23 protein-coding genes, 1 tRNA gene and 2 pseudogenes are annotated in these 25960 nt (G+C 70.8%); 21 read left to right on the forward strand and 5 right to left on the reverse strand.

Features of this window, described 5'->3' with window-relative positions:
* Positions 1-1571, reverse strand: a pseudogene (locus GRC12_RS21730) (SCO7613 C-terminal domain-containing membrane protein); the annotation flags it as partial.
* Between the two features lie 113 nt (positions 1572-1684).
* On the opposite strand from GRC12_RS21730, the gene GRC12_RS21735 reads away from it, so the two are divergent.
* Both GRC12_RS21735 and GRC12_RS21740 read left to right on the forward strand, forming a co-directional pair.
* Entirely contained in the window at positions 1685-2131 is a 447-nt protein-coding gene (locus GRC12_RS21735; protein ID WP_208781046.1) for an SRPBCC family protein, read from the forward strand.
* Between the two features lie 39 nt (positions 2132-2170).
* Positions 2171-2242, forward strand: a tRNA-Val gene (locus GRC12_RS21740).
* Between the two features lie 183 nt (positions 2243-2425).
* Here GRC12_RS21740 and GRC12_RS21745 read toward each other — a convergent pair.
* Positions 2426-3151, reverse strand: a complete 726-nt coding sequence (locus GRC12_RS21745) for a 3'-5' exonuclease (protein WP_208781047.1) — start codon at positions 3149-3151, stop codon at positions 2426-2428.
* A 169-nt stretch (positions 3152-3320) separates the two neighbouring features.
* Here GRC12_RS21745 and GRC12_RS21750 point away from each other — a divergent pair, with 169 nt between their 5' ends.
* The 3 genes from GRC12_RS21750 (at position 3321) to thrS (ending at position 7205) form a co-directional block, all read left to right on the forward strand.
* Positions 3321-3887, forward strand: a complete 567-nt coding sequence (locus tag GRC12_RS21750) for a DUF4365 domain-containing protein (protein ID WP_133044905.1) — start codon at positions 3321-3323, stop codon at positions 3885-3887.
* Positions 3884-5119: a hypothetical protein gene (locus GRC12_RS21755; RefSeq protein ID WP_208781048.1), complete on the forward strand. Its 1236-nt coding sequence runs from the start codon at positions 3884-3886 to the stop codon at positions 5117-5119. Before GRC12_RS21750 ends, GRC12_RS21755 begins: the two co-directional genes overlap by 4 nt.
* Positions 5120-5228: 109 nt before the next feature.
* The gene (gene thrS / locus GRC12_RS21760; RefSeq protein WP_208781049.1) at positions 5229-7205 is read left to right on the forward strand and encodes a threonine--tRNA ligase; all 1977 of its coding nucleotides are present in this window, start codon (positions 5229-5231) and stop codon (positions 7203-7205) included.
* A 28-nt stretch (positions 7206-7233) separates the two neighbouring features.
* On the opposite strand, the gene GRC12_RS21765 is transcribed toward thrS, so the two are convergent.
* On the reverse strand, positions 7234-7890 hold the full coding sequence (locus GRC12_RS21765) for a potassium channel family protein (RefSeq protein WP_308286599.1): 657 nt from the start codon (positions 7888-7890) through the stop codon (positions 7234-7236).
* Positions 7891-7957: 67 nt separating this feature from the next.
* Between GRC12_RS21765 and GRC12_RS21770 the strand changes: the two genes are divergently transcribed.
* Positions 7958-8515 (forward strand): HIT family protein, encoded by a 558-nt coding sequence (locus GRC12_RS21770; protein WP_208781050.1) that lies wholly within the window; start codon positions 7958-7960, stop codon positions 8513-8515.
* A 15-nt stretch (positions 8516-8530) separates the two neighbouring features.
* Here GRC12_RS21770 and GRC12_RS21775 read toward each other — a convergent pair whose 3' ends face one another.
* Positions 8531-10240 (reverse strand): hypothetical protein, encoded by a 1710-nt coding sequence (locus GRC12_RS21775; RefSeq protein ID WP_208781051.1) that lies wholly within the window; start codon positions 10238-10240, stop codon positions 8531-8533.
* Positions 10241-10533: 293 nt separating this feature from the next.
* Entirely contained in the window at positions 10534-12732 is a 2199-nt protein-coding gene (locus GRC12_RS21780) for an elongation factor G-like protein EF-G2 (RefSeq protein ID WP_208781052.1), read from the reverse strand.
* Between the two features lie 220 nt (positions 12733-12952).
* On the opposite strand from GRC12_RS21780, the pseudogene pgsA reads away from it, so the two are divergent.
* From pgsA to GRC12_RS21855, 15 genes and pseudogenes are all read left to right on the forward strand, one after another.
* Positions 12953-13679: pseudogene (gene pgsA, locus GRC12_RS21785) on the forward strand (phosphatidylinositol phosphate synthase).
* Positions 13676-14641 carry a phosphatidylinositol mannoside acyltransferase gene (locus tag GRC12_RS21790; RefSeq protein ID WP_208781054.1) on the forward strand — a complete coding sequence of 322 codons (966 nt, stop codon included), beginning with the start codon at positions 13676-13678 and terminating at the stop codon, positions 14639-14641. Before pgsA ends, GRC12_RS21790 begins: the two are co-directional and overlap by 4 nt.
* A complete protein-coding gene (locus GRC12_RS21795; RefSeq protein WP_208781055.1) occupies positions 14638-15807 on the forward strand; it encodes a glycosyltransferase family 4 protein in 1170 nt (389 codons plus the stop codon). Before GRC12_RS21790 ends, GRC12_RS21795 begins: the two co-directional genes overlap by 4 nt.
* 100 nt (positions 15808-15907) lie before the next feature.
* Positions 15908-16450, forward strand: a complete 543-nt coding sequence (locus GRC12_RS21800) for a hypothetical protein (protein ID WP_208781056.1) — start codon at positions 15908-15910, stop codon at positions 16448-16450.
* Positions 16451-16565: 115 nt separating this feature from the next.
* The gene (gene pdxS / locus GRC12_RS21805) at positions 16566-17477 is read left to right on the forward strand and encodes a pyridoxal 5'-phosphate synthase lyase subunit PdxS (protein ID WP_208781057.1); all 912 of its coding nucleotides are present in this window, start codon (positions 16566-16568) and stop codon (positions 17475-17477) included.
* A gap of 8 nt (positions 17478-17485) precedes the next feature.
* Positions 17486-18094 carry a pyridoxal 5'-phosphate synthase glutaminase subunit PdxT gene (gene pdxT, locus GRC12_RS21810; protein ID WP_208781058.1) on the forward strand — a complete coding sequence of 203 codons (609 nt, stop codon included), beginning with the start codon at positions 17486-17488 and terminating at the stop codon, positions 18092-18094.
* 52 nt (positions 18095-18146) lie between these two features.
* Positions 18147-18899, forward strand: coding sequence for a YebC/PmpR family DNA-binding transcriptional regulator (locus GRC12_RS21815; RefSeq protein WP_208781059.1), 753 nt, complete (start codon positions 18147-18149; stop codon positions 18897-18899).
* Positions 18900-19041: 142 nt separating this feature from the next.
* Complete coding sequence (gene ruvC, locus GRC12_RS21820; protein ID WP_208781060.1) at positions 19042-19581, forward strand: crossover junction endodeoxyribonuclease RuvC; 540 nt, start codon at positions 19042-19044, stop codon at positions 19579-19581.
* Positions 19578-20183: a Holliday junction branch migration protein RuvA gene (gene ruvA, locus GRC12_RS21825; RefSeq protein ID WP_208781061.1), complete on the forward strand. Its 606-nt coding sequence runs from the start codon at positions 19578-19580 to the stop codon at positions 20181-20183. Before ruvC ends, ruvA begins: the two co-directional genes overlap by 4 nt.
* A 31-nt stretch (positions 20184-20214) precedes the next feature.
* Positions 20215-21285 carry a Holliday junction branch migration DNA helicase RuvB gene (gene ruvB, locus GRC12_RS21830; protein ID WP_208781062.1) on the forward strand — a complete coding sequence of 357 codons (1071 nt, stop codon included), beginning with the start codon at positions 20215-20217 and terminating at the stop codon, positions 21283-21285.
* 186 nt (positions 21286-21471) lie between these two features.
* Complete coding sequence (gene yajC, locus GRC12_RS21835; protein WP_244373546.1) at positions 21472-21963, forward strand: preprotein translocase subunit YajC; 492 nt, start codon at positions 21472-21474, stop codon at positions 21961-21963.
* A 135-nt stretch (positions 21964-22098) separates the two neighbouring features.
* Positions 22099-23868: a protein translocase subunit SecD gene (secD, locus tag GRC12_RS21840; protein ID WP_208781063.1), complete on the forward strand. Its 1770-nt coding sequence runs from the start codon at positions 22099-22101 to the stop codon at positions 23866-23868.
* Between the two features lies 1 nt (position 23869).
* Complete coding sequence (gene secF, locus GRC12_RS21845; RefSeq protein WP_208781064.1) at positions 23870-24985, forward strand: protein translocase subunit SecF; 1116 nt, start codon at positions 23870-23872, stop codon at positions 24983-24985.
* A complete protein-coding gene (locus GRC12_RS21850) occupies positions 24982-25521 on the forward strand; it encodes an adenine phosphoribosyltransferase (protein ID WP_208781065.1) in 540 nt (179 codons plus the stop codon). The genes secF and GRC12_RS21850 overlap by 4 nt, the downstream gene beginning before the upstream one ends.
* A gap of 245 nt (positions 25522-25766) precedes the next feature.
* A partial coding sequence (locus GRC12_RS21855; protein ID WP_208781066.1) for a hypothetical protein occupies positions 25767-25960 on the forward strand: 194 nt, incomplete at its 3' end.

Here is a 25960-nt window from a genome sequence, read left to right on the forward strand (position 1 = left end):
CGCAGGGAGGCCGTGGCGAAGAAGGCGGTCAGGAGGGAGAGGACCGTCAGGGTGGCGGGCTGGGAGGCGAGGGAGAGGAAGGCAGCGGAGAGGGAGGTGCCGACGGCGAGGACGAGGGCGAGGACGGCCGGGCGGAGGAACGCCGAGGTCGTGCGCGAGGGGAAGACGGCCGCCGCCAGCGCGGCCGCGATGGTCAGGGTCTGGGCCGACAGGGCTACGGCGTAGGGGAGTTGGAGGGCGGCGGGCAGTGTCATGAGCGTCGCCCAGGCGAGGATCGCGGCCGTGTTCAGGGCCGCCGGCCGCCAGGACTCGGTGCGCACCAGCAGGGCCAGTACGGCGGCGACGAGCAGCGGCGCGAGCAGGAGTTGGGTGGGGTGCGGCGGCCACGGCGTGTGCACGGTGACCGCGGCTCGTGCGTCCGACGGCACGCCGGACCAGGGCCGGTCCGCCCAGCCCAGCGGACCCAGCAGAGCGACCGCGATCAGGGGCAGCGCGCACGCGAGGGCGATCGCCTGTACGGCGGCGGAGGCGTGGACCAGGCCCCGGCGTACCGGCTCGGGGAGACCCGAGCGCAGCGCGGCCAGCAGTGCCACACCGCAGACGAGGTAGCCCGGGACCGTCCAGCCCGTGGGCAACGCCACGCGCAGCACACCGCCGGCCGCGGCGACCAGGAAGAGCCCACCGATGAGGGTGTTGCCCACGACGGACACCGTCCCGGTGCCGCTCTTCGCCCGCCACCACGCCGCCCCCACCGCGATCGCCGCCGCCAGAGTGAGGAGCGCCGCCGCACGGGCGGCGGCGCTCGGGCCGGCTGCGTCCAAGGAGAGCAGGCCGGCCGCCAGTGCGCCCCACGCGCCCGTGCCGTAGGCGCCGAGAACGGCGACGAGACGTACGGCCTTCACGGTGCTGCGGAGCGCCACAATCGTGTCGAACGCGGCCGTCAGCAGGAGGGCCGCCGTGATGACGTAAGGGTCCGTGGAGACCGCGACCGCCGCCAGGAACCAGGGGAGTTGGGCCACGGCCATCGCCGCCGGGAGCGGCAGACGCAGGTCGGAGGCGGTGGGCAGGGAGCCGTACGCCGTCCACAGGGCCGCCAGTGCCGCCGTCGCGGACGCCGCGTACGCGGCACCGCCCGCACCCGGGAACACCGTCTCGTGCAGCGCGTACGCGTCCAGCGCCGTCAGGGCCAGTCCGAGGCCGGCCATCGACTCCGCCGTCGACCGCAGTCCGCGCCGCAGCAGGGCGACCGGCGCTGCGAGTACGGCCAGGGTGAGAACGCCGAGGACCAGCGCGCGTCCCGTGATGCCCAGGTGTCCCCAGCTGACGAGGGTGAACACCATTGCCGCGATGGTCAGCAGGACGCCCCCGAGGAGGAGCAGGACGTTCTGGACCCGGGGTGCGGTGGTCTCCCGGCGAGGTCGGGCCGGCGGGGCGGCAGTGGGCGTCTGTGACTGGAGGGCCGTGAGCAGCCAGGCTCTGCGCGTCAGCAACTGCGCGCGGCGGGCGTCGAGTCGCCACAGCTCGGCGTCGAGGAGCCGCAACTCCTCGGCCGGGGGCGGAACATGCGTCATGGCAGGGAGTGTGGTCCGCGTCACGTCGTAGGACATGAGTGTGGGTACTCAGGACGTACTCAGATCGACACCGGGTGCGCGGAGAAAGCGCTGGGTACGGGCACACTCCCCGCATGGACTGGACGCACTACCGCTTCCGCAGCCTCTGGGCGCTGCCCCTTCCGCCTGCCACCGTCTACGAGGTGCTGGAGCGGGCCGAGGAGTACCCCCGCTGGTGGCCCCAGGTGCGCGAGGTGACCCGGCTCGACGACAGCAGCGGGGTCGTCGTGGTCCGGTCCGTGCTGCCGTACGACCTGCGGTTCACCGCGCGCGAGACGCGCCGCGACCCGGTGGCCGGCGTGCTGGAGGTCTCGATGAGCGGCGACCTCGACGGCTGGGCCCGCTGGACGGTCTCGGCGGCCCCCGGCGGCACGCTCGCCCGGTACGACCAGGACGTCGACGTCCGCAAGCCGCTGCTGAGGTGGCTGGCCGTCCCGGGGCGCCCCGTCTTCCGCGCCAACCACCGGCTGATGATGCGCGCCGGGCGGCGGGGACTGCTCGCCTACCTGGAAGCGGTTTGAAGGAATCCCGCGGAGACCTGTATGGTTCAGTGCGTTCCCGGGCGATTAGCTCAGTGGGAGAGCGCTTCGTTCACACCGAAGAGGTCACTGGTTCGAACCCAGTATCGCCCACGTTCGCGAGAGCGACGTGTGTCCGCGGAAAACGCGGACCACGTCGCTCTCTTCGTGTTGTGCGTGGCTTCGCCACGCGAAGCGGGGGCTTCGCCACCCACACCCCCCAGGCCGGTCCGCCCAGCGCGGACCGGCTTTCTGCGTATCCGGATCTGCATATCCGGATCTGCGTATCCGGAAGGGTCAAGCCGCCGCTGGCAGTTCCGGACGCAGGGGCCATTCCGTGCTCACCACTTCGTCCGTGCCGCTGCGCGCGAACCATGCCTGCAGCCCGCGGGCCTGGGCCGCGTGCCAGCGGGTCTGCAGGGTGTGCAGCTCGGCCGGGGAGAGCCGTTCCAGCCGGGTGGCGAAACGGCGGCCCAGCGCCCGTACGAGGTCCAGGGCCGCCAGTGCGTCCGCGCCCGCGTCGTGCGCGCCCTCCAGAGAGACGCCGTAGTGCGCGCACAGGTCGGTCAGGGTGCGGCGGCCCTTGCGGTAGCGGTCCAGATGCTTGTCCAGGACCCGGGGATCGAGGACCCGCAGCGCGGCGGACTCGAACCAGCTGTCCAGCGACGAGGCGCGATGGCGGCGCAGCTCGCGGTCCAGGAGCGTGAGATCGAAGGGCGCGTTCATCACGACCAACGGGCGGGCCATCGCCGCCTGTTCGGCCAGCTCCTCCGCTATCTCGTACATCACCGGCGCCGGCCAGCGGCCGTTGCGCTGCAGGTGTTCGTCCGTCAGCCCGTGCACCGCCGTCGCCGCCTCCGGCACCGGCACACCCGGGTTGACCAGCCAGCGGGTCACCCGGGGCCGGGTGCCCGGGGCGTCCTGGACGACGACGGCGGCCGACACGATCCGGTCGGTCTCGACGTCAACGCCCGTGGTCTCCGTGTCGAAGGCGGCCAGGGGCCCCTCGTACCAGCACGTCATGCCAACACAACTCCTCGTTCACCCACGGCAGCTGACGTCCCGTCTTCTGCCTGTTTGGTGATACCCGGGCTGTTTGCGCACTACGCCGGAAGGACACAACAGGAGTACGGGTCTTTGCAGTTCAGCGGCCCGCAGCGGGGATTCACTTGGCTTGGAAGGCTGTTTGGTCATGGCGATAGCGCAGCCCGAACGGGGCGGGCTGCTGCCCGAACGTACGGGCCCCCTTCGCGGCACACTCGCCACCACCGCCTGCATGGAGACACTGCAGGTGGGCTATCTGCACGCCGTCGCCGCGGCGGCCGGCTGCTCGCTGTCGCAGCCCTTTCCGGACAACGGCATCGACTGGCACGTCAGTCACGGCTCGCCCGGGCACACCGTCGACGACGAGGTGACCATCAAGGTGCAGCTGAAGTGCACCTACCAGGTCGCGCCCAACCCACCGGGCCGCTTCTTCTCCTTCACGCTCGACAACGACCATCTGCGCAAGCTCGCGCGCACGCCGGTGTCGGTGCACAAGATCCTGGTCGTGATGCTCGTCCCGCGCGCCCAGGACGACTGGCTCAGAGCCAGCCACGACCGGCTCGACCTCAGGCACTGCTGCTACTGGGTCAACCTCGCCGGGCATCCCATCACCGGCCGCACACGGACCACCGTCCGCATACCGACCTCACGCATCTTCGACGACCGAGCGCTGTGCGAGATCATGACGCGGGTCGGGACGGGAGGCAGACCATGACGCACCGCCCCCTTGAGGAGCCAATCCGGCCGGTGAGGCCGCACCCCGACGACATCGCCGCCGCGGCCTGGCACCGGCCCCCCGAGCCCGACCAGGTGGATCCGGCCGTGCTGAGCGCCCTGCTGCGGCGGCACGGCTGGCAACGCCGTGGCGGCGCCGCCGGGCGCTACGGCCGCTGGACCCCGCCGGGCCCCGGCGGCAGCGGCACGAGCCTGCTCGTGCCCGAGAGCCGCGCCTTCCCCGACAGCGACGACCTCCTCGGCGAGGCGCTCGTCGCGCTGACCCGCTCCGGCACGCCCTCCGCGCGCGAGGTGCTCGTCGGCCTCGCCGTGCCCAGCGACGAGATCCGCTGGTGGCGGGACGTGCCCACCGGCCCCGCCGACTCCGCGCCCTGGGCGGTCGAGGAGCAGTTGCGCTCCGCCGCCCGCCAGATGCTGCTCGCCGCCGCGCTCGCCACGCGCGCGCGTGCGGGCTACTACGGCGTACGGCACCGCCGTGCCGCCGCCGCGCAGCTGGAGAGCGTCCTCGTCGGTCCCGCGGCCGGCGACGGGCGGCTCACCGCCTTCGTCCCCGTCGGCACCGGACGGCCGCTCGCCGTACGGCTCCACCAGTCCCTGTACGCCGCCCGCGAGGCCATCGACTACCAGCGGGCCACCGGCGGTATGGACGCCTTCGACGGGGCCGTGGAGGCGGGCGTCAGCCGCGAGCTCACCGAGGCGCTGATCACCCTCGTACGCGGCACCGAGGGCGCCCGGGTCGCCGTCGAGTGGGCGCCCGCCGCAGGGGTGCCCGAGGACTGCGTGGCGGGTGTCGAGCCCGTCGAGTTCTCGCCGGGAGACCTGCCCGTGCTGCGCGAGGCCGGCGCCCGCTTCCTGCGCGAGGAGCCGTCCGTGCCCGTCCGGATCACCGGCACGGTGGTGCGGATGCGCAGGTCGGGACCGCGCGGTGAGGGCAGCGTACGGCTGCGGGTGCTCGCCGGGGCCGAGATACCGCACGTCCGGATCACCCTGGACGAGGAGGACTACCGCATCGCCGGGCACGCCCACCTCGTCGGACTGCCGGTCCGGGTGCACGGCAGGCTGGAGAGCCGGGGCGGCTTCCGGCGGCTGACCGGCGCCGGCGGGGTCGTACCGGTGCAGGTGGACGAAGCTGAGCGGGACCGGCTGATGAAGTCCCTGCAGGAGAACCTGGACTTCTTCGAGGAGGCGTGCAGCGGCGACGACTGCGACTGAGCGCTGCTGTCGGTGACCGTTTCGCGGTCGGTGGGTCGGGGTCGGTACGATCCCCTATTGCGCGCGCTCCTGGTATGGCGCCGCACCCACCTTCAGTCAGGAGAGACCGGTGTCAGACGTCCGTGTGATCATCCAACGCGATTCCGAGCGGGAAGAGCGCGTGGTGACGACGGGCACTACGGCCGCCGAGCTCTTCGCCGGCGAGCGCTCGATCATCGCCGCGCGCGTGGGCGGCGAACTCAAGGACCTCGCGTACGAGCCGCGCGACGGCGAGACCGTCGAGGGCGTCGAGATCTCCTCCGAGGACGGCCTGAACATCCTGCGCCACTCCACCGCGCATGTGATGGCGCAGGCCGTGCAGGAGATCTTCCCCGAGGCCAAACTGGGCATCGGCCCGCCGGTCAAGGACGGCTTCTACTACGACTTCGACGTGGAGAAGCCGTTCACGCCCGAGGATCTCAAGGCCATCGAGAAGAAGATGCAGGAGATCCAGAGGCGGGGGCAGAAGTTCTCCCGCCGTGTGGTGACCGACGAGGCTGCCCGTGAGGAGCTGGCGTCGGAGCCGTACAAGCTGGAGCTGATCGGCCTCAAGGGCTCGGCGTCGCACGACGACGGCGCGGACGTCGAGGTCGGCGCCGGCGAGCTGACGATCTACGACAACCTGGACGCCAAGACCGGCGAGCTGTGCTGGAAGGACCTCTGCCGAGGCCCGCACCTGCCCTCCACCCGCCTGATCCCGGCGTTCAAGCTGATGCGCAACGCGGCCGCCTACTGGCGCGGCAGCGAGAAGAACCCCATGCTCCAGCGCATCTACGGCACCGCCTGGCCGTCCAAGGACGAGCTGAAGGCGTACCTCGACTTCCTCGCCGAGGCCGAGAAGCGCGACCACCGCAAGCTGGGCTCCGAGCTCGACCTGTTCTCCATCCCGGAGCAGATCGGCTCCGGCCTGGCGGTCTTCCACCCCAAGGGCGGCATCGTCCGCCGGGTGATGGAGGACTACTCGCGCCGCCGGCACGAGGAAGAGGGCTACGAGTTCGTCTACACCCCGCACGCGACGAAGGGGAAGCTCTTCGAGACCTCCGGGCACCTGGACTGGTACGCCGACGGCATGTACCCGCCCATGCAGCTCGACGAGGGCGTGGACTACTACCTCAAGCCCATGAACTGCCCGATGCACAACCTGATCTTCGACGCGCGCGGCCGCTCCTACCGCGAACTGCCGCTGCGTCTCTTCGAGTTCGGGACCGTGTACCGGTACGAGAAGTCGGGCGTCGTGCACGGCCTCACGCGCGCGCGTGGCTTCACGCAGGACGACGCGCACATCTACTGCACCCGTGAGCAGATGTCGGAGGAGCTCGACAAGACGCTCACCTTCGTCCTCGGCCTGCTGCGCGACTACGGCCTGACCGACTTCTACCTCGAGCTGTCGACGAAGGACCCGGAGAAGTTCGTCGGCTCCGACGAGGTCTGGGAGGAGGCCACCGAGACGCTGCGCCAGGTCGCCGAGAAGCAGGGTCTGCCCCTGGTCCCGGACCCGGGCGGCGCCGCCTTCTACGGCCCGAAGATCTCCGTGCAGACCAAGGACGCCATCGGCCGCACCTGGCAGATGTCGACGATCCAGCTCGACTTCAACCTGCCCGAGCGCTTCGACCTGGAGTACACCGGCCCCGACGGCTCCAAGCAGCGCCCGGTCATGATCCATCGCGCGCTCTTCGGCTCCATCGAGCGGTTCTTCGCGGTGCTCCTCGAGCACTACGCGGGCGCCTTCCCGGCGTGGCTGGCCCCGGTCCAGGCGGTCGGCATCCCGATCGGGGACGCGCACGTGGAGTACCTGGAGAGGTTCGCCGCCGAGGCCAAGAAGAAGGGTCTGCGGGTCGAGGTGGACTCCTCCTCCGACCGTATGCAGAAGAAGATCCGCAACGCCCAGAAGCAGAAGGTGCCCTTCATGGTCATCGCGGGCGACGAGGACATGGCGGGCGGCTCGGTGTCCTTCCGCTACCGCGACGGCTCGCAGGAGAACGGCATCCCGTTCGACGAGGCCATCGCGAAGATCGTGAAGGTCGTGGAGGAGCGGGCGCAGGTCTGACCCGGCCGTGACGCGGGGCCCTCGGGAGTCAGCTTCCCGGGGGCCTCTCGTCGTCCTCCCGGGCGAAGACCTGCAGCAGCCAGGAGGCGAAGGTGCCGGTCACCGCGCCCAGCAGGGCCAGGCCGATGACCATCATCCCCACCGCGATCACGCGGCCCAGCGGCGTCACCGGGACGATGTCGCCGTAACCGACCGTCGTCAGGGTCGCGCAGGCCCACCAGACGGCGTCCCCGAACGACTTCATGGACGCGCCCGGCGCTCCGCGTTCCTGCTGGTACACGGCGAGGGCGCCGGCGAAGCCGAGCAATACGGTCGCGATCCCGGAGTACGCGATCACGCGCGCGTGCAGCGCGAGCCGCGGCTTGCCGTGCCGCCGCTGCACGGCCTCGTAGACCTTCACGACCCGCAGCGGGCGCAGCAGTGGAAGGATCACCACCACCGCGTCCAGCGGGTGTTTCCGCACGAAGCTCAGCCCCTGCCCGCTCAGCCGCCAGACCACCGCGTAGTTGACGGCGAACAACACCCAGGAGGCCAGCAGCAGCGCGAGGGCGAAATCCTGCAGGGCGTCCTTCAGACCGGGCGCCAGGACGCGGACCGCGTACGAGGCGAGGAAGGCCAGCGACGCGAACGCGAGCGGAAGCTCGGTGGCTTGCTCCCAACGGGCCATGCGAGTGTCATCGTCCACCGCCCCAGCTTGACCCGGCGGGCTTTTCCCGGAACCCCGCCGACACGCCGCGAACGGGCGACGCCATATGCTGCACTGCATGACGAGTGAGCCGGAGCAGCAGTTGGGAGTGGGGACGCAGGACGCCTTCCAGCGTCTGTGGACGCCCCACCGGATGGCCTACATCCAGGGCGAGAACAAGCCGACCGGCCCGGGCGCCGACGACGGCTGCCCCTTCTGCTCGATCCCGGCCAAGTCGGACGAGGACGGCCTGGTCGTCCGGCGTGGCGAACAGGTCTACGCCGTGCTCAACCTCTACCCCTACAACGGCGGCCACCTCATGGTCGTCCCCTACCGCCACGTCGCCGACTACACGGATCTCACGGACGCGGAGACGACCGAGCTGGCCGCCCTCACCAAGCAGGCCATGACGGCCCTGCGCACGGCCTCCGGCGCCCACGGCTTCAACATCGGCATGAACCAGGGCACGGTCGCCGGCGCCGGCATCGCGGCCCACCTCCACCAGCACATCGTCCCCCGCTGGGGCGGCGACACGAACTTCATGCCGGTGGTGGGCCACACGCGGGTGCTGCCGCAACTGCTGGCGGACACGCGGAAGATGCTGGCGGAGGCCTGGCCCTCCTAGGCCGCGAACCGAGGTCTACGCGTCATAGACGTCGTCCTTCTTCGGCGTCGGGTCCTGGACCGCCCCGCTGAGCACGGAGGACCGCCCGTCGAACTTCTCGGTGTCCACGTTGTGCCCCTTGAGGAACTCGATGGTCGCCTCGTGCACCACCCGCATCACGGGCGTGGCGGTCCGCAGCACGTCGTCGGTCATGAAGCGGTTTCCCCAGGGCTGCGCGGCCCACGCGTGACGCAGTCCGAAGGGCTCCGGCAGTACGAGGGAGCCGCCGAGCCAGTTGAGCAGCGGCGGATACCAGGTCAGCGGCGCCCGGGCGGTGAGCCGGACCACCTCGTCGCTGTCGACCAGCGGAAGCGTCACCTTCCGGGTCTCCCAGAACTTGACCTGCTTGGCGACCTCCTTCTCCTTGGCCGCCGGCTTGGTCGTGAACAGCCCGTGCACCGGCCCCAGCGCGTGCCCCGTCAGCTCGATGCGCAGCGTCTTGTGCAGCACGGTCACCGTGATCATCATCGTGATCACCAGGTTGCCGTCCCAGAGCGTCCACTGGACGCCCAGGTAGTGCCGGTCACCCTGGTCGTACTGCTGGGAGTTGCAGATCTTGCGTATCTCCTCCAGGTTCACCTGGTGCGCCGTGGTGCCGCTGGGGCGGGAGAGCTCCTTCGCGCCCGCGCCGATGTGCGACACGATCCAGTGGGCGACCTTCGGCTTCGGGAAGCCGCCCGTGGTCAGCGGGCCCGTGTCGAGCCGCTCGAGGGCGCGCTGGATGGCCGTCACGACGTCGAAGCTCTGGAACCGGCTGATCTCCGGCTCGGGCACCAGGTGCTTGGACAGGTCCGCGCTGAGCGAGCCCACCTTCGGCGCCTGCTCCACGGGGTTGGGCACCAGGTCCTCGGCGAGGTGCCAGTGGCCCCAGCGGGTGCCCATGCCGAGGATGCCCTTGGGGCCGGCGTAGAAGACCACGTTGGACCGCTGCTCGTCCCGCAGCTCGCCGAAGGCCTGCCGCAGTCGCTCGGCACGGGTGTCACCGGGGCTGCTGGGCACCGACTCGGGGACCTTGGCGCCGACCGTGCTGCCGGACAGCAGGCTGTCCCAGTGGGCGCGCAGTTCCTTGGCCGTGCGCTCGCAGATCTGCTTGGCCAGGAACCAGCCGACGACCGGGGCGATGATCGCCAGCCGCGCGTACCAGGCCCAGAAGCCGGTGAACGGCATACGGATCAGGAAGAGCACGGCGAGCGCGCCCACGGCCACCAGCAGGGTCGTGGCCATCACGCCGGCCCGCTTGTCCTCGCGCCGGGCGATCACGGTCCGTATCTGGAAGACCAGCAGCCAGATCAGCAGGCCCGGCAGGAAGAGGACACCGCACAGCAGGGCCACGCCGGTCAGCTGCCGGTCGCGCTGCCTGCGGACGTTGTTCGCCGCCATGCAGTGCTCGACGACGCTCTGCGGCTCGATACCGAAGGACTGGACCACCGGCTTGCGGCCGGCCCCCAGCATGCGGGACACCACGGCCTGGGAGAAGGCCTCGCCGAGGTTCGGCCGGAAGATCGTCGCCCACCTGCGGGGGGGCTTGACGGTCGACTCGTGCCACTCGTTGTTCGTCTCGAGGATCTTGACGACCTCGTCGTCCCGGTACGCCGCCGAGGCCAGCGCGAAGGTCGCCTTCTGGTCCGAGCCCGTGCGCGGTACCTGCGGCCCGAACATGTCTCCCCAGCCGCCCACTTCGCTCATTCCCGCCCCCCATCGCCGCTCGACGTCGCTTCTGCGGCTCTTCCCGACTTCCTTGCCCCGCACACCTGTTGATCAGGTCATCACGGTGATCGCCTGATCCCGCGACCACTTGATCAGCTTGCCACCAGCGTATCCGCAGGCACCGACATTCGTCGGCGGACGGCCGAAGCCGCCCGCCGACACCGGAGGGGAGCATTCCGCGAAAGCCGGTCGTGCGCTGCCGCAAGCCGTCCGTGTGCCGTCGTACGCCACTTGTGCGCCGCAGTACGGGAGTTCGGCTCGGCCGGCGTCAACTACGACGCGTCGCGGGTCTCTTCGCGAATCCTTTCCGCGATCTGTGGGGGCATTGGTTCGTGCCGTGCGTAGGAGCGGTTGAAGCGCGCGGTGCCGTGCGAGAGGGAGCGCAGGTCGACGGCGTACCGCCCGATCTCGATCTCGGGCACCTCGGCCCGGATCAGTGTGCGTCCGCCGCTGGTCTGCTCCGTGCCCAGCACCCGGCCCCGCCGCCCGGACAGGTCGCTCATGACGGCGCCCACGTAGTCGTCGCCGACCAGGACCGTCACCTCCGCGACCGGCTCCAGGAGGTGGATCTTCGCGTCCGCCGCCGCCTCCCGCAGAGCGAGCGCGCCGGCCGTCTGGAAGGCCGCGTCCGAGGAGTCCACGGAGTGTGCCTTGCCGTCGAGCAGCGTCACCCGGACGTCGATCAGCGGATACCCCGCCGCGACTCCCTTGGCGGCCTGGGCCCGCACCCCCTTCTCGACCGACGGGATGAACTGCCGCGGCACCGCCCCGCCGACCACCTTGTCCACGAACTCGACGCCCGAACCGTTCGGCAGCGGCTCCACCTCGATCTCGCAGATGGCGTACTGCCCGTGACCACCGGACTGCTTCACATGCCGCCCGCGTCCCGCCGACCTGCCGGCGAAGGTCTCCCGCAGGGACACCCGGTGCGGTACGACGTCGACCTGGACGCCGTAGCGGCTGCGCAGCCGCTCCAGGGCCACGTCCGCGTGCGCCTCGCCCAGGCACCACAGCACCACCTGGTGGGTGTCCTGGTTCTGTTCGAGCCGCATCGTCGGGTCCTCGGCGACCAGCCGGGCCAGGCCCTGCGAGAGCTTGTCCTCGTCCGCTTTGCTGTGCGCCTGGATGGCGAGCGGCAGCAGCGGATCGGGCATCTCCCACGGCTCCATCAGCAGCGGGTCGTCCTTGGCCGAGAGCGTGTCCCCGGTCTCCGCACGGCTCAGCTTCGCCACGCACACCAGGTCGCCGGCGATGGCGTGGGTCACCGGCCGCTGCTGCTTGCCGAAGGGCGTGGACAGGGCGCCGATGCGCTCGTCGACGTCGTGGTCCTCGTGGCCGCGGTCGGCCAGCCCGTGCCCGGAGACGTGCACCGTCTCGTCGGGGCGCAGGGTGCCGGAGAAGACGCGGACCAGGGAGACCCGGCCGACATAGGGGTCGGACGCGGTCTTGACGACCTCGGCGACCAGCGGACCCTGTGTGTCGCAGGCCTTGATCTCCCGCGGCTTGCCGTCGATGGTGGTCACCCCCGGCGTGGGGTGCTCGAACGGCGTCGGGAAGCCGCCCGTGATCAGCTCCAGCAGCTCGACCGTGCCGAGGCCCTGCCTGGCGCCCTCGGCCGCGGGGGCGGCGGCGAGGACGGGGAAGAAGACCCCGCGCGCGACGGCCCGCTCCAGGTCCTCGACGAGCGTCTTGAAGTCGATGTGCTCGCCGCCCAGATAGCGGTCCATGAGGGTCTCGTCCTCGCTCTCCGAGATGATCCCCTCGATCAGCCGGTTGCGTGCCTCCTCGATCTCCGGCAGCTGGTCCTCGCCCGGCTCCGACTCCTTGCGCTCGCCGGTGGAGTAGTCGAACAGCTTCTGCGACAGCAGTCCGACCAGCCCCGTCACGGGCGCGTGCCCGTCGGGCCCCTGCGGGCCGTGCAGCGGGGTGTACAGCGGCAGCACGGCGTCGGGGTCGTCCCCGCCGAAGGCCTCCGCGCAGACCCGCGTCATCTCCTCGAAGTCCGCCCGGGCCGCCTCCAGATGCGTGATCACGATCGCCCGGGGCATCCCGACGGCCGCGCACTCCTCCCACACCATGCGCGTGGAGCCGTCCACGCCGTCGGAGGCGGAGACCACGAAAAGGGCCGCGTCCGCAGCGCGCAGACCGGCCCTGAGTTCACCGACGAAGTCGGCGTATCCGGGGGTGTCGAGAAGATTGACCTTGATGCCGTCCCATTCGACCGGCACCAGGGAGAGCTGCACCGAACGGTTCTGCCGGTGCTCGATCTCGTCGTAGTCCGAGACGGTGCCGCCGTCCTCCACACGGCCCGCCCGGTTCACCGCCCCCGCGGTCAGCGCGAGGGCTTCCACCAATGTCGTCTTGCCCGATCCGGAGTGGCCGACCAGCACCACATTCCGTACGGACGCGGGATGGTCGGCCGCCGTAGCCCTGCCGGCGGCCCCGGGGTGTGCGTTCGCCTTGTCGCCCATGGCCTTGCCTCCCGTGCACGGTGAGGTCACTGTGGGCGCGGGCATGCCGGGCCGCGTGCGGTGGCGGCTCCGATGACGCCCGCGGTCCTTCGAGCTTTCCACTCCCGTCACGGTGCGTCCATACGAAGGACGCGATCGCGCCGTGACCCGTATGCCTTCGGCCCATGACACAAGGGGGGTCCGGGTGCCCGGCCGTCGCACACACGCGCGCGTGGCTACGATGGGCGCGCCGGTGGCCAGCAGGGGCCGAGCCGGCCACACCGACCCTCGGGAAGGCCATGCTGAACAAGTACGCGCGTGCATTCTTCACGCGTGTCCTCACACCGTTCGCCGCGTTTCTCATCCGGCGGGGCGTCAGCCCCGACGCCGTCACGCTCCTCGGCACCGCCGGCGTGGTCGCGGGTGCGCTGGTCTTCTACCCCATGGGCGAGTTCTTCTGGGGCACGGTCGTGATCACGCTCTTCGTGTTCTCCGACCTGGTCGACGGCAACATGGCCCGCCAGCTGGGCCGTTCCAGCCGCTGGGGCGCGTTCCTGGACTCCACCCTCGACCGCGTCGCCGACGGCGCGATCTTCGGCGGCTTCGCCCTGTGGTACGCGGGCAGCGGCGACGACAACGTGCTGTGCGCGGTCTCCATCTTCTGCCTGGCCAGCGGGCAGGTGGTGTCGTACACCAAGGCGCGCGGCGAGTCGATCGGCCTGCCGGTCGCCGTCAACGGGCTCGTCGAGCGCGCCGAGCGCCTGGTGATCTCGCTGGTCGCGGCCGGTTTCGCGGGTCTGCACAAGTTCGGCGTGCCCGGCATCCAGTACCTGCTGCCCGTGGCCCTGTGGATCGTCGCCGTCGGCAGCCTGGTCACCCTGGTCCAGCGGGTGGTCACCGTCCGCCGTGAGTCGGCGGAGGCCGAGGCCGAGGCCACGGCGGAGCAGGAGAGCGGGGCGGCCAAGTGAGTGCCCGGGACCGCCTGACGGACGGCCTCTACGGGCTCGGCTGGAGCACGGTCAAGAACCTCCCCGAGCCGGTCGCCGTACGCCTGGGCCGCACGATCGCGGACCTTGCCTGGAAACGGCGCGGCAAGGGCGTGCTGCGGCTGGAGAGCAACTACGCGCGCGTGGTGCCCGACGCGAGCCCCGAGCGCCTCGCCGAGCTCTCGCGCGCGGGCATGCGCTCGTACCTGCGTTACTGGATGGAGTCCTTCCGGCTGCCCGCGTGGAGCAAGGAGCGCATCAAGAGCGGCTTCGACCCCAAGGACCTGCACCATCTGACCGACGGCCTCGCCGCCGGCCGGGGCGTCATTCTCGCGCTGCCCCACATGGCCAACTGGGACCTCGCCGGCGCCTGGGTCACCACCAAGCTGCAGACGCCGTTCACCACGGTCGCCGAGCGCCTCAAGCCCGAGACGCTGTACGACCGCTTCGTGGCCTACCGCGAGGGCCTCGGCATGGAGGTCCTCCCGCACAGCGGCGGCACCGCCTTCGGCACCCTGGCCCGGCGGCTGCGCGACGGCGGCCTGGTCTGCCTGGTCGCCGAGCGCGACCTGTCCTCCTCCGGCGTCGAGGTCCGGTTCTTCGGCGAGGCCACCCGGATCCCGGCCGGACCCGCGCTGCTCGCCCAGCAGACCGGAGCGCTGCTCCTGCCGGTCACGCTCTGGTACGACGACTCGCCCGTCATGCAGGGCCGGGTCCATCCCCCGATCGAGGTCCCCGAGTCAGGCAGCCGGGCCGAAAAGACGTCTGTCATGGCACAGGCGCTGGCCGACGCCTTCGCCACGGGGATCGCCGACCATCCGGAGGACTGGCACATGCTGCAGCGCTTGTGGCTCAAGGACCTCGACCCCACGAAGAATCCCGCGAAGAATTCTGAGAGGAATTCTGTGAGGGAAACTCCGGCTCCCGAGAAGGGCACGTCGTGAGGATCGGCATCGTCTGCCCGTACTCCTGGGACGTACCGGGTGGCGTCCAGTTCCACATCCGCGACCTCGCCGAGTACTTCATCCGCCTGGGCCACGAGGTCTCCGTCCTGGCCCCGGCCGACGACGACACACCCCTGCCGCCGTACGTCGTCTCGGCCGGCCGCGCGGTCCCGGTGCCGTACAACGGCTCGGTCGCCCGGCTGAACTTCGGCTTCCTCAGCGCCGCGCGGGTGCGGCGCTGGCTGCACGACGGCGCGTTCGACGTGGTCCACGTCCACGAGCCGACCTCACCCTCGCTCGGGCTGCTGACCTGCTGGGCGGCGCAGGGGCCGATGGTCGCCACCTTCCACACCTCCAACCCGCGCTCCAAGGCGATGATCGCCGCGTACGCGATCCTTCAGGCGGCCCTGGAGAAGATCAGCGCGCGGATCGCCGTCAGCGAGTACGCGCGCCGCACCCTCGTCGAGCACCTCGGCGGCGACGCCGTGGTCATCCCCAACGGCGTCGACGTCGACTTCTTCGCCAAGGCCCAACCCAGGCCCGAGTGGCAGGGCGACACGATCGGCTTCATCGGGCGCATCGACGAGCCGCGCAAGGGCCTGCCGGTGCTGATGAAGGCGTTCCCGGACATCCTCGCGGCCCGCCCGCGGACGCGGCTGCTGGTCGCCGGGCGCGGGGACGAGGAGGAGGCGCTGGAGCTGCTGCCCGCCGAGTTCCGCTCGCAGGTGGAGTTCCTCGGCATGATCAGCGACGAGGACAAGGCCCGCTTCCTGCGCAGCATCGACCTGTACGTCGCCCCCAACACCGGCGGCGAGAGCTTCGGAATCATCCTGGTCGAGGCGATGTCGGCGGGCGCCCCCGTCCTCGCCGCCGACCTGGACGCCTTCGCCCAGGTGCTCGACCAGGGCGCGGCGGGCGAACTCTTCACCAACGAGGACCCCGAGGCCCTGGCGGAGGCGGCGGTACGGCTCCTGCAGAACCCGGACCGCCTCGCCGAACTGCGCGAACGCGGCAGCGCCCACGTACGCCGCTTCGACTGGTCGACGGTCGGCGCGGACATCCTCTCGGTCTACGAGACGGTGACGGCGGGCGCGGCGGCCGTGGCGGCGGCGGACGACGACCGGGGCCCGGGACTGCGGGCACGGTTCGGGTTGGCACGGGACTAGGGGCCCTGGCCCAAGGGCACGTCGGGCGCTTCTCGCGGGGGCGGCGTTGTCGTGAGGCGGCCGTCGGGCGCGGGTGCGGTCGGCGGTAACGTGTGCGGCCGTGACCGTAACCCTGATCTGGATTCTTGCCGTCCTGTTCGCGATCGGGCTGTACCTGAGCTGGACGGCCGGCCGTCTGGACCGGCTGCACTCCCGGATCGACGCCGCCCGGGCCGCCCTCGACGCGCAGCTGCTGCGCAGGGCGTCCGTGACCCAGGAGCTGGCCACCTCCGGCGTGCTGGACCCCGCCGCGTCGATCGTCCTGTACGAGGCCGCGCACGCGGCCCGGCAGGCCGAGGAGGAGCAGCGGGAGGTCGCCGAGAGCGAGCTCAGCCAGGCGCTGCGGGCGGTTTTCGGCGAGCCTGCCCAGGTCGACGCTGTCCGCGAGGCCCCCGGCGGCGACGCGGCCACCCACGAACTCACCGAGGCCGTCCGCCGGGTCCCGATGGCCAGGCGCTTCCACAACGACGCGGTCGGCGCGGCCCGCCGACTGCGCGAGCACCGCAAGGTCCGCTGGTTCCGGCTGGCCGGTCACGCCCCCTTCCCGATGGCCTTCGAGATGGACGACGAACCGCCGCCGGCCCTCGCCGACCGGGCGGCATAGCCGCTTCCCGCCGCAAAAGGATCCACCGGCTTCCCATTGGCCCTTGCTGTGGACTGGCCCAATCCCGTTTCCTCGGTGATTGCAGCAACCCTCTTTCACTTCAGTGAGGTCATCCGTGTCCAGCTCGCTCTCCGAAAACCAGGCCCCCGAGACCGGCACCGCGCGCGTGAAGCGCGGCATGGCCGAGCAGCTCAAGGGCGGCGTGATCATGGACGTCGTCACCCCGGAGCAGGCGAAGATCGCCGAGGACGCGGGCGCCGTCGCAGTCATGGCCCTGGAGCGCGTCCCGGCCGACATCCGCAAGGACGGCGGCGTGGCCCGTATGTCCGACCCGGACATGATCGAGGGCATCATCGAGGCCGTCTCGATCCCGGTCATGGCCAAGTCCCGCATCGGCCACTTCGTCGAGGCCCAGGTCCTGCAGTCCCTCGGCGTCGACTACATCGACGAGTCCGAGGTCCTCACCCCGGCCGACGAGGTCAACCACTCCGACAAGTGGGCCTTCACGACCCCGTTCGTCTGCGGCGCCACCAACCTGGGCGAGGCCCTGCGCCGTATCGCCGAGGGCGCGGCCATGATCCGCTCCAAGGGCGAGGCCGGCACCGGCAACGTCGTCGAGGCCGTCCGCCACCTGCGCCAGATCAAGGGCGAGATCGCCAAGCTGCGCGGCTGCGACAACAACGAGCTGTACGCCGCCGCCAAGGAGCTGCGCGCCCCCTACGAGCTGGTCAAGGAGGTCGCCGAGCTCGGCAAGCTCCCGGTGGTGCTGTTCTCCGCCGGTGGTGTGGCCACCCCCGCCGACGCCGCGCTGATGCGCCAGCTCGGTGCCGAGGGCGTCTTCGTCGGCTCCGGCATCTTCAAGTCCGGCGACCCGGCCAAGCGCGCCGCCGCCATCGTCAAGGCGACCACCTTCTACGACGACCCGAAGATCATCGCGGACGCGTCCCGCAACCTCGGCGAGGCCATGGTCGGCATCAACTGCGACACCCTCCCCGAGACCGAGCGCTACGCCAACCGCGGCTGGTAAGCACCCCCATGAGCACTGAAGCCCCTGTCATAGGCGTCCTGGCCCTCCAGGGCGACGTACGGGAGCACCTCGTCGCCCTGGCCGCGGCAGACGCCGTGGCCAGGCCGGTCAGGCGCCCCGAGGAACTCGCCGAGGTGGACGGCCTCGTCATCCCGGGCGGCGAGTCCACCACCATCTCCAAGCTGGCCGTCCTCTTCGGCGTGATGGAACCCCTCCGCGCGCGCGTGCGGGCCGGAATGCCCGTCTACGGCACCTGCGCGGGCATGATCATGCTCGCCGACAAGATCCTCGACCCGCGCTCGGGCCAGGAGACCGTCGGCGGCATCGACATGATCGTGCGCCGCAACGCCTTCGGACGGCAGAACGAGTCCTTCGAGGCGGCGGTCGACGTCCGGGGCGTCGAGGGCGATCCTGTAGAGGGCGTGTTCATCCGCGCCCCCTGGGTGGAGTCCGTCGGCGCCGAGACCGAGGTGCTCGCCGAGCACGACGGCCACATCGTCGCGGTCCGTCAGGGCAACGCGCTCGCCACGTCGTTCCACCCGGAACTGACCGGCGACCACCGGGTGCACCGCCTGTTCGTCGACATGGTGCACGCGAACCGGGCGACGGAGTCCTAGTAGGATTCCTGGCGTTCGTTGCAGAGATGGGTTACGCGAAGGAGACAGGCAGATGTCCGGCCACTCTAAATGGGCCACGACGAAGCACAAGAAGGCCGTGATCGACGCCAAGCGCGGCAAGCTCTTCGCGAAGCTGATCAAGAACATCGAGGTCGCGGCGCGCATGGGCGGCGTCGACCTCGACGGCAACCCGACGCTGTACGACGCCGTCCAGAAGGCCAAGAAGCAGTCGGTCCCGAACAAGAACATCGACTCGGCGATCAAGCGCGGCGGCGGCCTCGAGGCCGGTGGCGCCGACTACGAGACGATCATGTACGAGGGCTACGGCCCGAACGGCGTCGCGGTGCTCATCGAGTGCCTCACCGACAACCGCAACCGCGCCGCCTCCGACGTCCGCGTCGCCATGACCCGCAACGGCGGCTCCATGGCCGACCCGGGCTCGGTGTCGTACCTGTTCAACCGCAAGGGCGTCGTGATCGTCCCCAAGGGCGAGCTGACCGAGGACGACGTCCTCGCCGCCGTCCTGGACGCGGGCGCCGAGGAGGTCAACGACCTGGGCGAGTCCTTCGAGGTGCTCAGCGAGGCCACCGACCTGGTCGCGGTCCGCACCGCCCTCCAGGACGCCGGGATCGACTACGACTCCGCCGAGGCCAACTTCGTCCCGACCATGCAGGTCGAGCTGGACGAGGAGGGTGCCAAGAAGATCTTCAAGCTGATCGACGCGCTCGAGGACAGCGACGACGTGCAGAACGTCTTCGCCAACTTCGACGTCAGCGACGAGGTCATGGAGAAGGTCGACGCGTAACGCCGCCGCGAGCTGAGCGGACGCAACGGCTCAACGGGCCGACGGGACACGCCCCGTCGGCCCGTCGCCATGTCGGCCGTTGTCGGTGGCACCCGATAGCCTGCACAAACAGGCGATCGAAAGGGATCGAGGGGAGGGCGCGGTGCGCGTACTGGGGGTGGACCCCGGGCTGACCCGGTGCGGTGTCGGCGTCGTCGAGGGGATCGCGGGCCGGCCGCTCACCATGGTCGGCGTCGGTGTCGTCCGCACGCCCGTGGACGCCGACCTGGGGCACCGCCTCGTCGCGATCGAGCAGGGCATCGAGGCCTGGCTGGACGAACACCGGCCCGAATACGTCGCCGTGGAGCGGGTGTTCAGCCAGCACAACGTCCGCACCGTGATGGGCACCGCCCAGGCCAGCGCCGTCGCCATGCTCTGCGCCGCCCGCCGTGGCATCCCCGTCGCCCTGCACACGCCGAGCGAGGTCAAGGCCGCCGTCACCGGCACCGGACGCGCCGACAAGGCCCAGGTCGGCGCCATGGTGACGCGGCTGCTCCGGCTCGACGCACCCCCGAAACCGGCCGACGCGGCGGACGCCCTCGCGCTCGCCATCTGCCACATCTGGCGCGCCCCCGCCCACAACCGCCTCCAGCAGGCCGTCGCCCTGCACGCAGCCAAAGCAACGAAAGGCCGCCCCGCATGATCGCCTTCGTCAGCGGCCCGGTCGCCGCCCTCGCCCCCGACTCCGCGGTGGTGGAGGTCGGCGGGATCGGCATCGCCGTCCAGTGCACGCCCAACACCCTGTCCGGACTGCGCATGGGCCAGCAGACCAAGCTCGCCACCTCCCTGGTCGTACGGGAGGACTCGCTCACCCTGTACGGCTTCGTGGACGACGACGAGCGTCAGGTCTTCGAGCTGCTGCAGACGGCGAGCGGCGTCGGCCCGCGCCTGGCCCAGGCGATGCTGGCGGTGCACAGCCCGGACGCCCTGCGCAGGGCGGTCGCCACCGGGGACGAGAAGGCACTGATCGCCGTCCCCGGCATCGGCAAGAAGGGCGCCCAGAAGCTGCTGCTGGAGCTCAAGGACCGGCTCGGCGAGCCCATCGGCGCCCCCGCGATCGGCGCTCCGGTCAGCCAGGGCTGGCGCGACCAGTTGCACGCCGCCCTCATCGGCCTCGGGTACGCCACCCGGGAGGCCGACGAGGCGGTGGCCGCCGTGACCCCGCAGGCGGAGGCGGCCGGAGGCAGCCCACAGGTCGGCCAGTTGCTGAAGGCCGCCCTGCAGACCCTCAACCGCGCCCGCTGACCATCTGCGCCACCCCTGCTAGGAGACCTCAGTGAACTGGGACGACCCGACCGACACTCCCGCTCCCGAGCGGCTGGTCGGTTCTGTCGCCGACCGTGAGGACCAGGCCGTCGAGGCCGCCCTGCGCCCCAAGGACCTGGGCGAGTTCATCGGCCAGGAGAAGGTCCGTGAACAGCTCGACCTGGTCCTGCGCGCCGCCCGCGCGCGCGGCGCCACCGCCGACCACGTGCTGCTCTCCGGCGCCCCCGGCCTCGGCAAGACCACCCTCTCGATGATCATCGCGGCCGAGATGGGCGCCCCGATCCGCATCACCTCCGGCCCCGCCATCCAGCACGCCGGCGACCTGGCCGCGATCCTGTCCTCCCTCCAGGAGGGCGAGGTCCTCTTCCTCGACGAGATCCACCGCATGTCCCGGCCCGCCGAGGAGATGCTGTACATGGCGATGGAGGACTTCCGCGTCGACGTCATCGTCGGCAAGGGGCCCGGCGCCACTGCCATCCCCCTCGACCTGCCCCCCTTCACCCTGGTCGGCGCCACCACACGCGCGGGCCTGTTGCCGCCCCCGCTGCGCGACCGCTTCGGCTTCACCGCGCACATGGAGTTCTACGAGCCCGCCGAGCTGGAGCGGGTCATCCACCGCTCGGCGAACCTCCTCGACGTGGAGATCCAGGCCGACGGCGCCGCCGAGATCGCCGGCCGTTCCCGCGGCACGCCCCGTATCGCCAACCGCCTGCTGCGCCGCGTGCGGGACTACGCCCAGGTCAAGGCCGACGGGATCATCACCCGGGACATCGCGGCCGCGGCCCTCGCGGTGTACGAGGTCGACGCCCGCGGCCTCGACCGCCTCGACCGCGGTGTGCTGCAGGCTCTGCTCAAGCTCTTCGGCGGCGGCCCGGTCGGCCTGTCGACCCTCGCCGTCGCGGTGGGGGAGGAGCGCGAGACCGTGGAGGAGGTGGCCGAGCCCTTCCTCGTACGGGAGGGACTGCTCGCCCGCACGCCCCGCGGACGGGTCGCCACTCCCGCCGCATGGGCGCATCTCGGCCTCACGCCACCGCGCTCGGCTACTGCGGGAAACGGACAACAGGACCTGTTCGGGACGTGATGCCATTGTGACGGCGCGGGCATTGGCCGGGTCAGGAACCCAGGTGCCATGCTGAGCGTTGTTCCATGCGCGCGGACTCGCTTAGACTCCGCCGATGCCGCCTTTGTCGGCGGTATACATACCCCCATCCATCAGGCCGCCGTCCGCCGCGGTCGTGCGAAGGAATTCCGTCCCGTGAATATCACCATGCTCCTCCCGTTCATCGTGCTCATCGGGGCCATGTTCCTCATGACCCGCTCGGCCAAGCGCAAGCAGCAGCAGGCCGCGAACATGCGCAACGAGATGCAGCCCGGCAGCGGCGTCCGCACGATCGGGGGGATGTACGCGACGGTCAAGGAGGTCAACGAGGACACGGTCCTCCTCGACGCCGGTCCCGGGGTCGAGCTCCTCTTCGCGAAGAACGCCATCGGTTCCGTGCTCAGCGACGACGAGTACAACCGCATCGTGCACGGCATCGAGCACGACCTCAAGTCCGACTCCGACGTCGTCCCGGACGACGCCTCCTCCCTCACCGAGACCGACGACTCCGCCGACGAAGCTGCCGCCGCCTCCGACGACAAGTCCGTCGACCTCGGCAAGAAGGACGCGCCCGAGGAACCGGCCGACGAGCCCGTCGCCGCCGAGGCGAAGCCGGACGAGGAGCCGAAGAAGACCGACGGCGACTCCGAGTCGAAGTAGCCACGTCCTGAGGGCGCGTGGCCGACCTCCCGCGCCCCGGGACGTGTGCGTCTCGCACACGGGGATCCCGACACCATGTCATGGCCGCCACCACGCCGACCGGGCGCGGGGCGGCCCGAGAGGGAGTACGAGAAGGTGGCAGCACCTAAAAAGGGCCGGAGCGCGAGCGCCCAGAGCAAGCCAGGGCGCTCGCTGGCCCTCATCCTGATCGCCATCGTGGCGCTCACCGGAGGGATGTTCGCCTCCGGGCACACCACTCCGCGTCTCGGCATCGACCTGGCCGGTGGCACGAGCATCACGCTCCGGGCGGTCCCGGAGAAGGGCCAGGAATCCGCGATCAACAAGGCCAACATGGACACCGCGGTCGACATCATGAACCGCCGCGTCAATGGTCTTGGTGTCTCGGAGGCCGAGGTTCAGACCCAGGGCGACCGAAACATCATCGTCAACATCCCCAAGGGAACGAACTCCAAGGAAGCGCGTCAGCAGGTCGGCACCACCGCCAAGCTGTACTTCCGTCCGGTCCTCGCCACCGAGATCTCCGGCGGCTCCGCGACGACCAGCCCCACGCCCAGCGCCTCGGGCAAGCCGACGGACAAGGCCTCGCAGAAGGCCACGGGCAAGTCGTCGTCCTCCGCGACGCCTTCGGCCACCGCCACCTCGCAGGGCCGCGCGGTGACCGACGCGCTGAAGGCCGACTCGACTCCCAGCGCCACCGCCTCCTCCAGCGCGAAGGCGTCCTCCAGCCCCTCCCCGTCGGCGAGCGGCTCCTCCGCCGCCAGTGCCGCCGCGGCCAAGCTTCAGGCGCAGTACACCGCCCTCGACTGCACGAAGAAGTCGGTCAGGGCGACCGCCGGCCAGGGTGTCAAGGCCACCGACCCCACCGTCGCCTGCGGCAAGAACGGCGCCGGTCAGTGGCAGAAGTACGTCCTCGGCCCGGCCGCAGTTGACGGCACGGACGTCAAGAAGGCCTCGGCCGTCTTCAACACCCAGTCCGCCGCCGGCTGGACCGTCACCATGGAGTTCACCTCCAAGGGCGCCAAGAAGTTCGGCGACATCACCGGTCAGCTGGCCAAGAACCAGTCCCCGCAGAACCAGTTCGCGATCGTCCTCGACGGCAACGTCGTCTCCGACCCGCGCGTCTCGGAAGCACTGACCGGCGGCAACGCGGAGATCACCGGCAGCTTCACCCAGGAGGAGGCGCAGAGCCTCGCCAACATGCTGTCGTACGGCGCCCTGCCGCTGACCTTCAAGGAGGACAGCGTCACCACGGTGACCGCGGCCCTGGGCGGCGAGCAGCTGCACGCCGGTCTCCTCGCCGGTGCGATCGGCCTCGCGCTGGTCGTGATCTACCTGCTGGTCTTCTACCGCGGCCTGTCGGTCATCGCGATCCCCTCGCTGATGGTCTCGGCGATCCTCACCTACGTGATCATGGCGCTGCTCGGCCCGACGATCGGCTTCGCGCTCAACCTGCCCGCCGTCTGCGGTGCGATCGTCGCGATCGGTATCACCGCGGACTCGTTCATCGTGTTCTTCGAACGCATCCGGGACGAGATCCGCGAGGGCCGCTCGCTGCGCCCCGCCGTCGAGCGGGCCTGGCCGCGCGCCCGGCGCACCATCCTGGTCTCCGACTTCGTGTCGTTCCTCGCCGCCGCGGTGCTGTTCATCGTCACCGTCGGCAAGGTCCAGGGCTTCGCCTTCACCCTCGGTCTGACCACCGTGCTCGACGTGGTCGTCGTCTTCCTGTTCACCAAGCCGCTCATGACGCTCCTGGCCCGCCGGAAGTTCTTCGCGAACGGCCACAAGTGGTCCGGCCTCGACCCCAAGGCGCTGGGCGCCAAGCCGCCGCTGCGCAGCACCCGCCGTACCCGTCCCGCCGGCCCCGTCGACCCGAAGGAGGCCTGAGATGTCGAAACTCGGCAGCCTCGGCGCCCGACTCCACCGCGGCGAAGTCGGCTACGACTTCGTCGGCAACCGCAAGATCTGGTACGGCGTCTCCATCCTGATCACCATCACGGCCATCCTGGGGCTCACGGTGCGGGGCCTGAACATGGGCATCGAGTTCCAGGGCGGCGCCGTCTTCACCACCCCGAAGAACACCAACGTCTCGGTCACCCAGGCGGAGACGTACGCCCAGGACGCCTCCGGACACCCCGCGGTCGTACAGAAGCTCGGTGACGGAACCCTGCGCATCCAGATCGCCGGCATCGACACCAACAAGTCCGACCAGATCAAGGACGCGCTGGCCAAGGACCTGAACGTCGGCACCGAGAAGATCGCCGCCGACCTGGTCGGTCCCAGCTGGGGCCAGCAGATCGCCGACAAGGCCTGGCAGGGCCTGGCGATCTTCATGGTGCTGGTCGTGATCTACCTGGCCATCGCGTTCGAGTGGCGGATGGCCCTGGCGGCGCTCGTCGCCCTGATCCACGACATCACGATCACCACCGGCATCTACGCCCTCGTCGGTTTCGAGGTCACGCCGGGCACGGTGATCGGTCTGCTGACGATCCTCGGTTACTCGCTCTACGACACCGTCGTCGTCTTCGACAGCCTCAAGGAGCAGACGAAGGACATCACCAAGCAGACCCGCTGGACCTACAGCGACGTCGCCAACCGCTCGATCAACGGCACGTTGATGCGCTCCATCAACACCACGGCGGTGGCGCTGCTGCCGGTCGCGGCCCTGCTGTTCATCGGTGGCGGTTTCCTCGGCGCCGGTACGCTCAACGACATCTCGCTGTCGCTGTTCGTCGGCCTCGCGGCCGGCGCGTACTCCTCGATCTTCATCGCCACGCCGCTCGTCGCCGACCTCAAGGAGCGCGAGCCGCAGATGAAGGCCCTGCGCAAGCGCGTCCTCGCCAAGCGGGCCCAGGCCGCCGCGGAGGGCCCGCAGGCCCGGCCCGAGACTGCGGACACCTACGGCGACGAGCCCGAGGACGCCGCTCCCGCGGTCGTCGGCCCGCGCAACCAGCCCGCGTCCCGTAACCGGGGCCGTGGCCGACCCTCGGGGAAGCGCCGATGACCGACGTCGAGGAGCTGCTGCTCAGCCGTATCCGTGACGTCGCGGACTACCCGACGCCGGGCGTGATGTTCAAGGACATCACCCCGCTCCTGGCGGACGCGGCGGCGTTCACGGCGCTGACCGACGCGCTGGCCGGCATCGCCGCGACCACCGGCGCCACGAAGGTCGTCGGCCTCGAGGCGCGCGGCTTCATCCTCGGTGCCCCGGTGGCCGTCCGGGCCGGCCTCGGCTTCATCCCCGTACGCAAGGCGGGCAAGCTCCCCGGAGCGACCCTCAGCCAGGCGTACGACCTGGAGTACGGCTCGGCGGAGATCGAGGTCCACGCTGAGGACCTGACGGCCGGGGACCGGATCCTCATCGTCGACGACGTCCTCGCGACGGGCGGCACGGCGGAGGCCTCGATCCAACTGATCCGCAGGACGGGCGCCGAGGTGGCGGGCCTCGCGGTCCTGATGGAACTCGCCTTCCTCAACGGCCGCTCCCGCTTGGAACCGGCCCTGCAGGGCGCCCCCCTGGAAGCACTGCTCGTGGTCTGAGCACAGTCACAGTACGAAAAGGCCGCCCCAGAACCGCCGGGGCGGCCTTTTCGCGCCTTACGGGGGCGGTGGCCGACAGACATCGGCACGGCCCTCGCCTCTTCGTGGAATCCGGAGACAGCCGTCCCTGTTACCCGGGTAGACCGCCCTCACATCGGTCTGCAGGCGATCCTGAGACACAGGATCGCTACCATGGGTCCTCCGGAGCCTGACCGGGGGACCCGGATCGCGCACGAGGAGTCCTCTTGCCAGACGAGGCCCAGCACCTGACCGCCGCCAAGCCCGAGTCCGCCTCGGCAGCCGCGGCCAAGCCCGCGCCGAGCACATCGCAGCCGACGAACGACAGCGCCGGGCCGGTCGAGCACGCCCAGTCGGCCCCCGTCGACAAGTCGGCCGATCAGTCGCGCCCCAAGCCGGCCCCGCCCGAGCAGACCCAGGC

It is taken from the genome of Streptomyces griseorubiginosus (assembly GCF_017614965.1).
Lineage (GTDB): Bacteria > Actinomycetota > Actinomycetes > Streptomycetales > Streptomycetaceae > Streptomyces > Streptomyces griseorubiginosus_B.

What these genes read in the sequence shown, in the direction of transcription:
- secF (WP_208781064.1), top strand. Translation starts at nt 23,870, where the DNA reads ATGTCGAAACTCGGCAGCCTCGGCGCCCGACTCCACCGCGGCGAAGTC.
- yajC (WP_244373546.1), top strand. Translation starts at nt 21,472, where the DNA reads ATGCTCCTCCCGTTCATCGTGCTCATCGGGGCCATGTTCCTCATGACC.
- GRC12_RS21815 (WP_208781059.1), top strand. Translation starts at nt 18,147, where the DNA reads ATGTCCGGCCACTCTAAATGGGCCACGACGAAGCACAAGAAGGCCGTG.
- GRC12_RS21735 (WP_208781046.1), top strand. Translation starts at nt 1,685, where the DNA reads ATGGACTGGACGCACTACCGCTTCCGCAGCCTCTGGGCGCTGCCCCTT.
- GRC12_RS21755 (WP_208781048.1), top strand. Translation starts at nt 3,884, where the DNA reads ATGACGCACCGCCCCCTTGAGGAGCCAATCCGGCCGGTGAGGCCGCAC.
- GRC12_RS21850 (WP_208781065.1), top strand. Translation starts at nt 24,982, where the DNA reads ATGACCGACGTCGAGGAGCTGCTGCTCAGCCGTATCCGTGACGTCGCG.
- pdxT (WP_208781058.1), top strand. Translation starts at nt 17,486, where the DNA reads ATGAGCACTGAAGCCCCTGTCATAGGCGTCCTGGCCCTCCAGGGCGAC.
- GRC12_RS21775 (WP_208781051.1), bottom strand. Translation starts at nt 10,240, where the DNA reads ATGAGCGAAGTGGGCGGCTGGGGAGACATGTTCGGGCCGCAGGTACCG.
- GRC12_RS21770 (WP_208781050.1), top strand. Translation starts at nt 7,958, where the DNA reads ATGCTGCACTGCATGACGAGTGAGCCGGAGCAGCAGTTGGGAGTGGGG.
- GRC12_RS21750 (WP_133044905.1), top strand. Translation starts at nt 3,321, where the DNA reads ATGGCGATAGCGCAGCCCGAACGGGGCGGGCTGCTGCCCGAACGTACG.
- GRC12_RS21745 (WP_208781047.1), bottom strand. Translation starts at nt 3,151, where the DNA reads ATGACGTGCTGGTACGAGGGGCCCCTGGCCGCCTTCGACACGGAGACC.
- GRC12_RS21780 (WP_208781052.1), bottom strand. Translation starts at nt 12,732, where the DNA reads ATGGGCGACAAGGCGAACGCACACCCCGGGGCCGCCGGCAGGGCTACG.
- ruvA (WP_208781061.1), top strand. Translation starts at nt 19,578, where the DNA reads ATGATCGCCTTCGTCAGCGGCCCGGTCGCCGCCCTCGCCCCCGACTCC.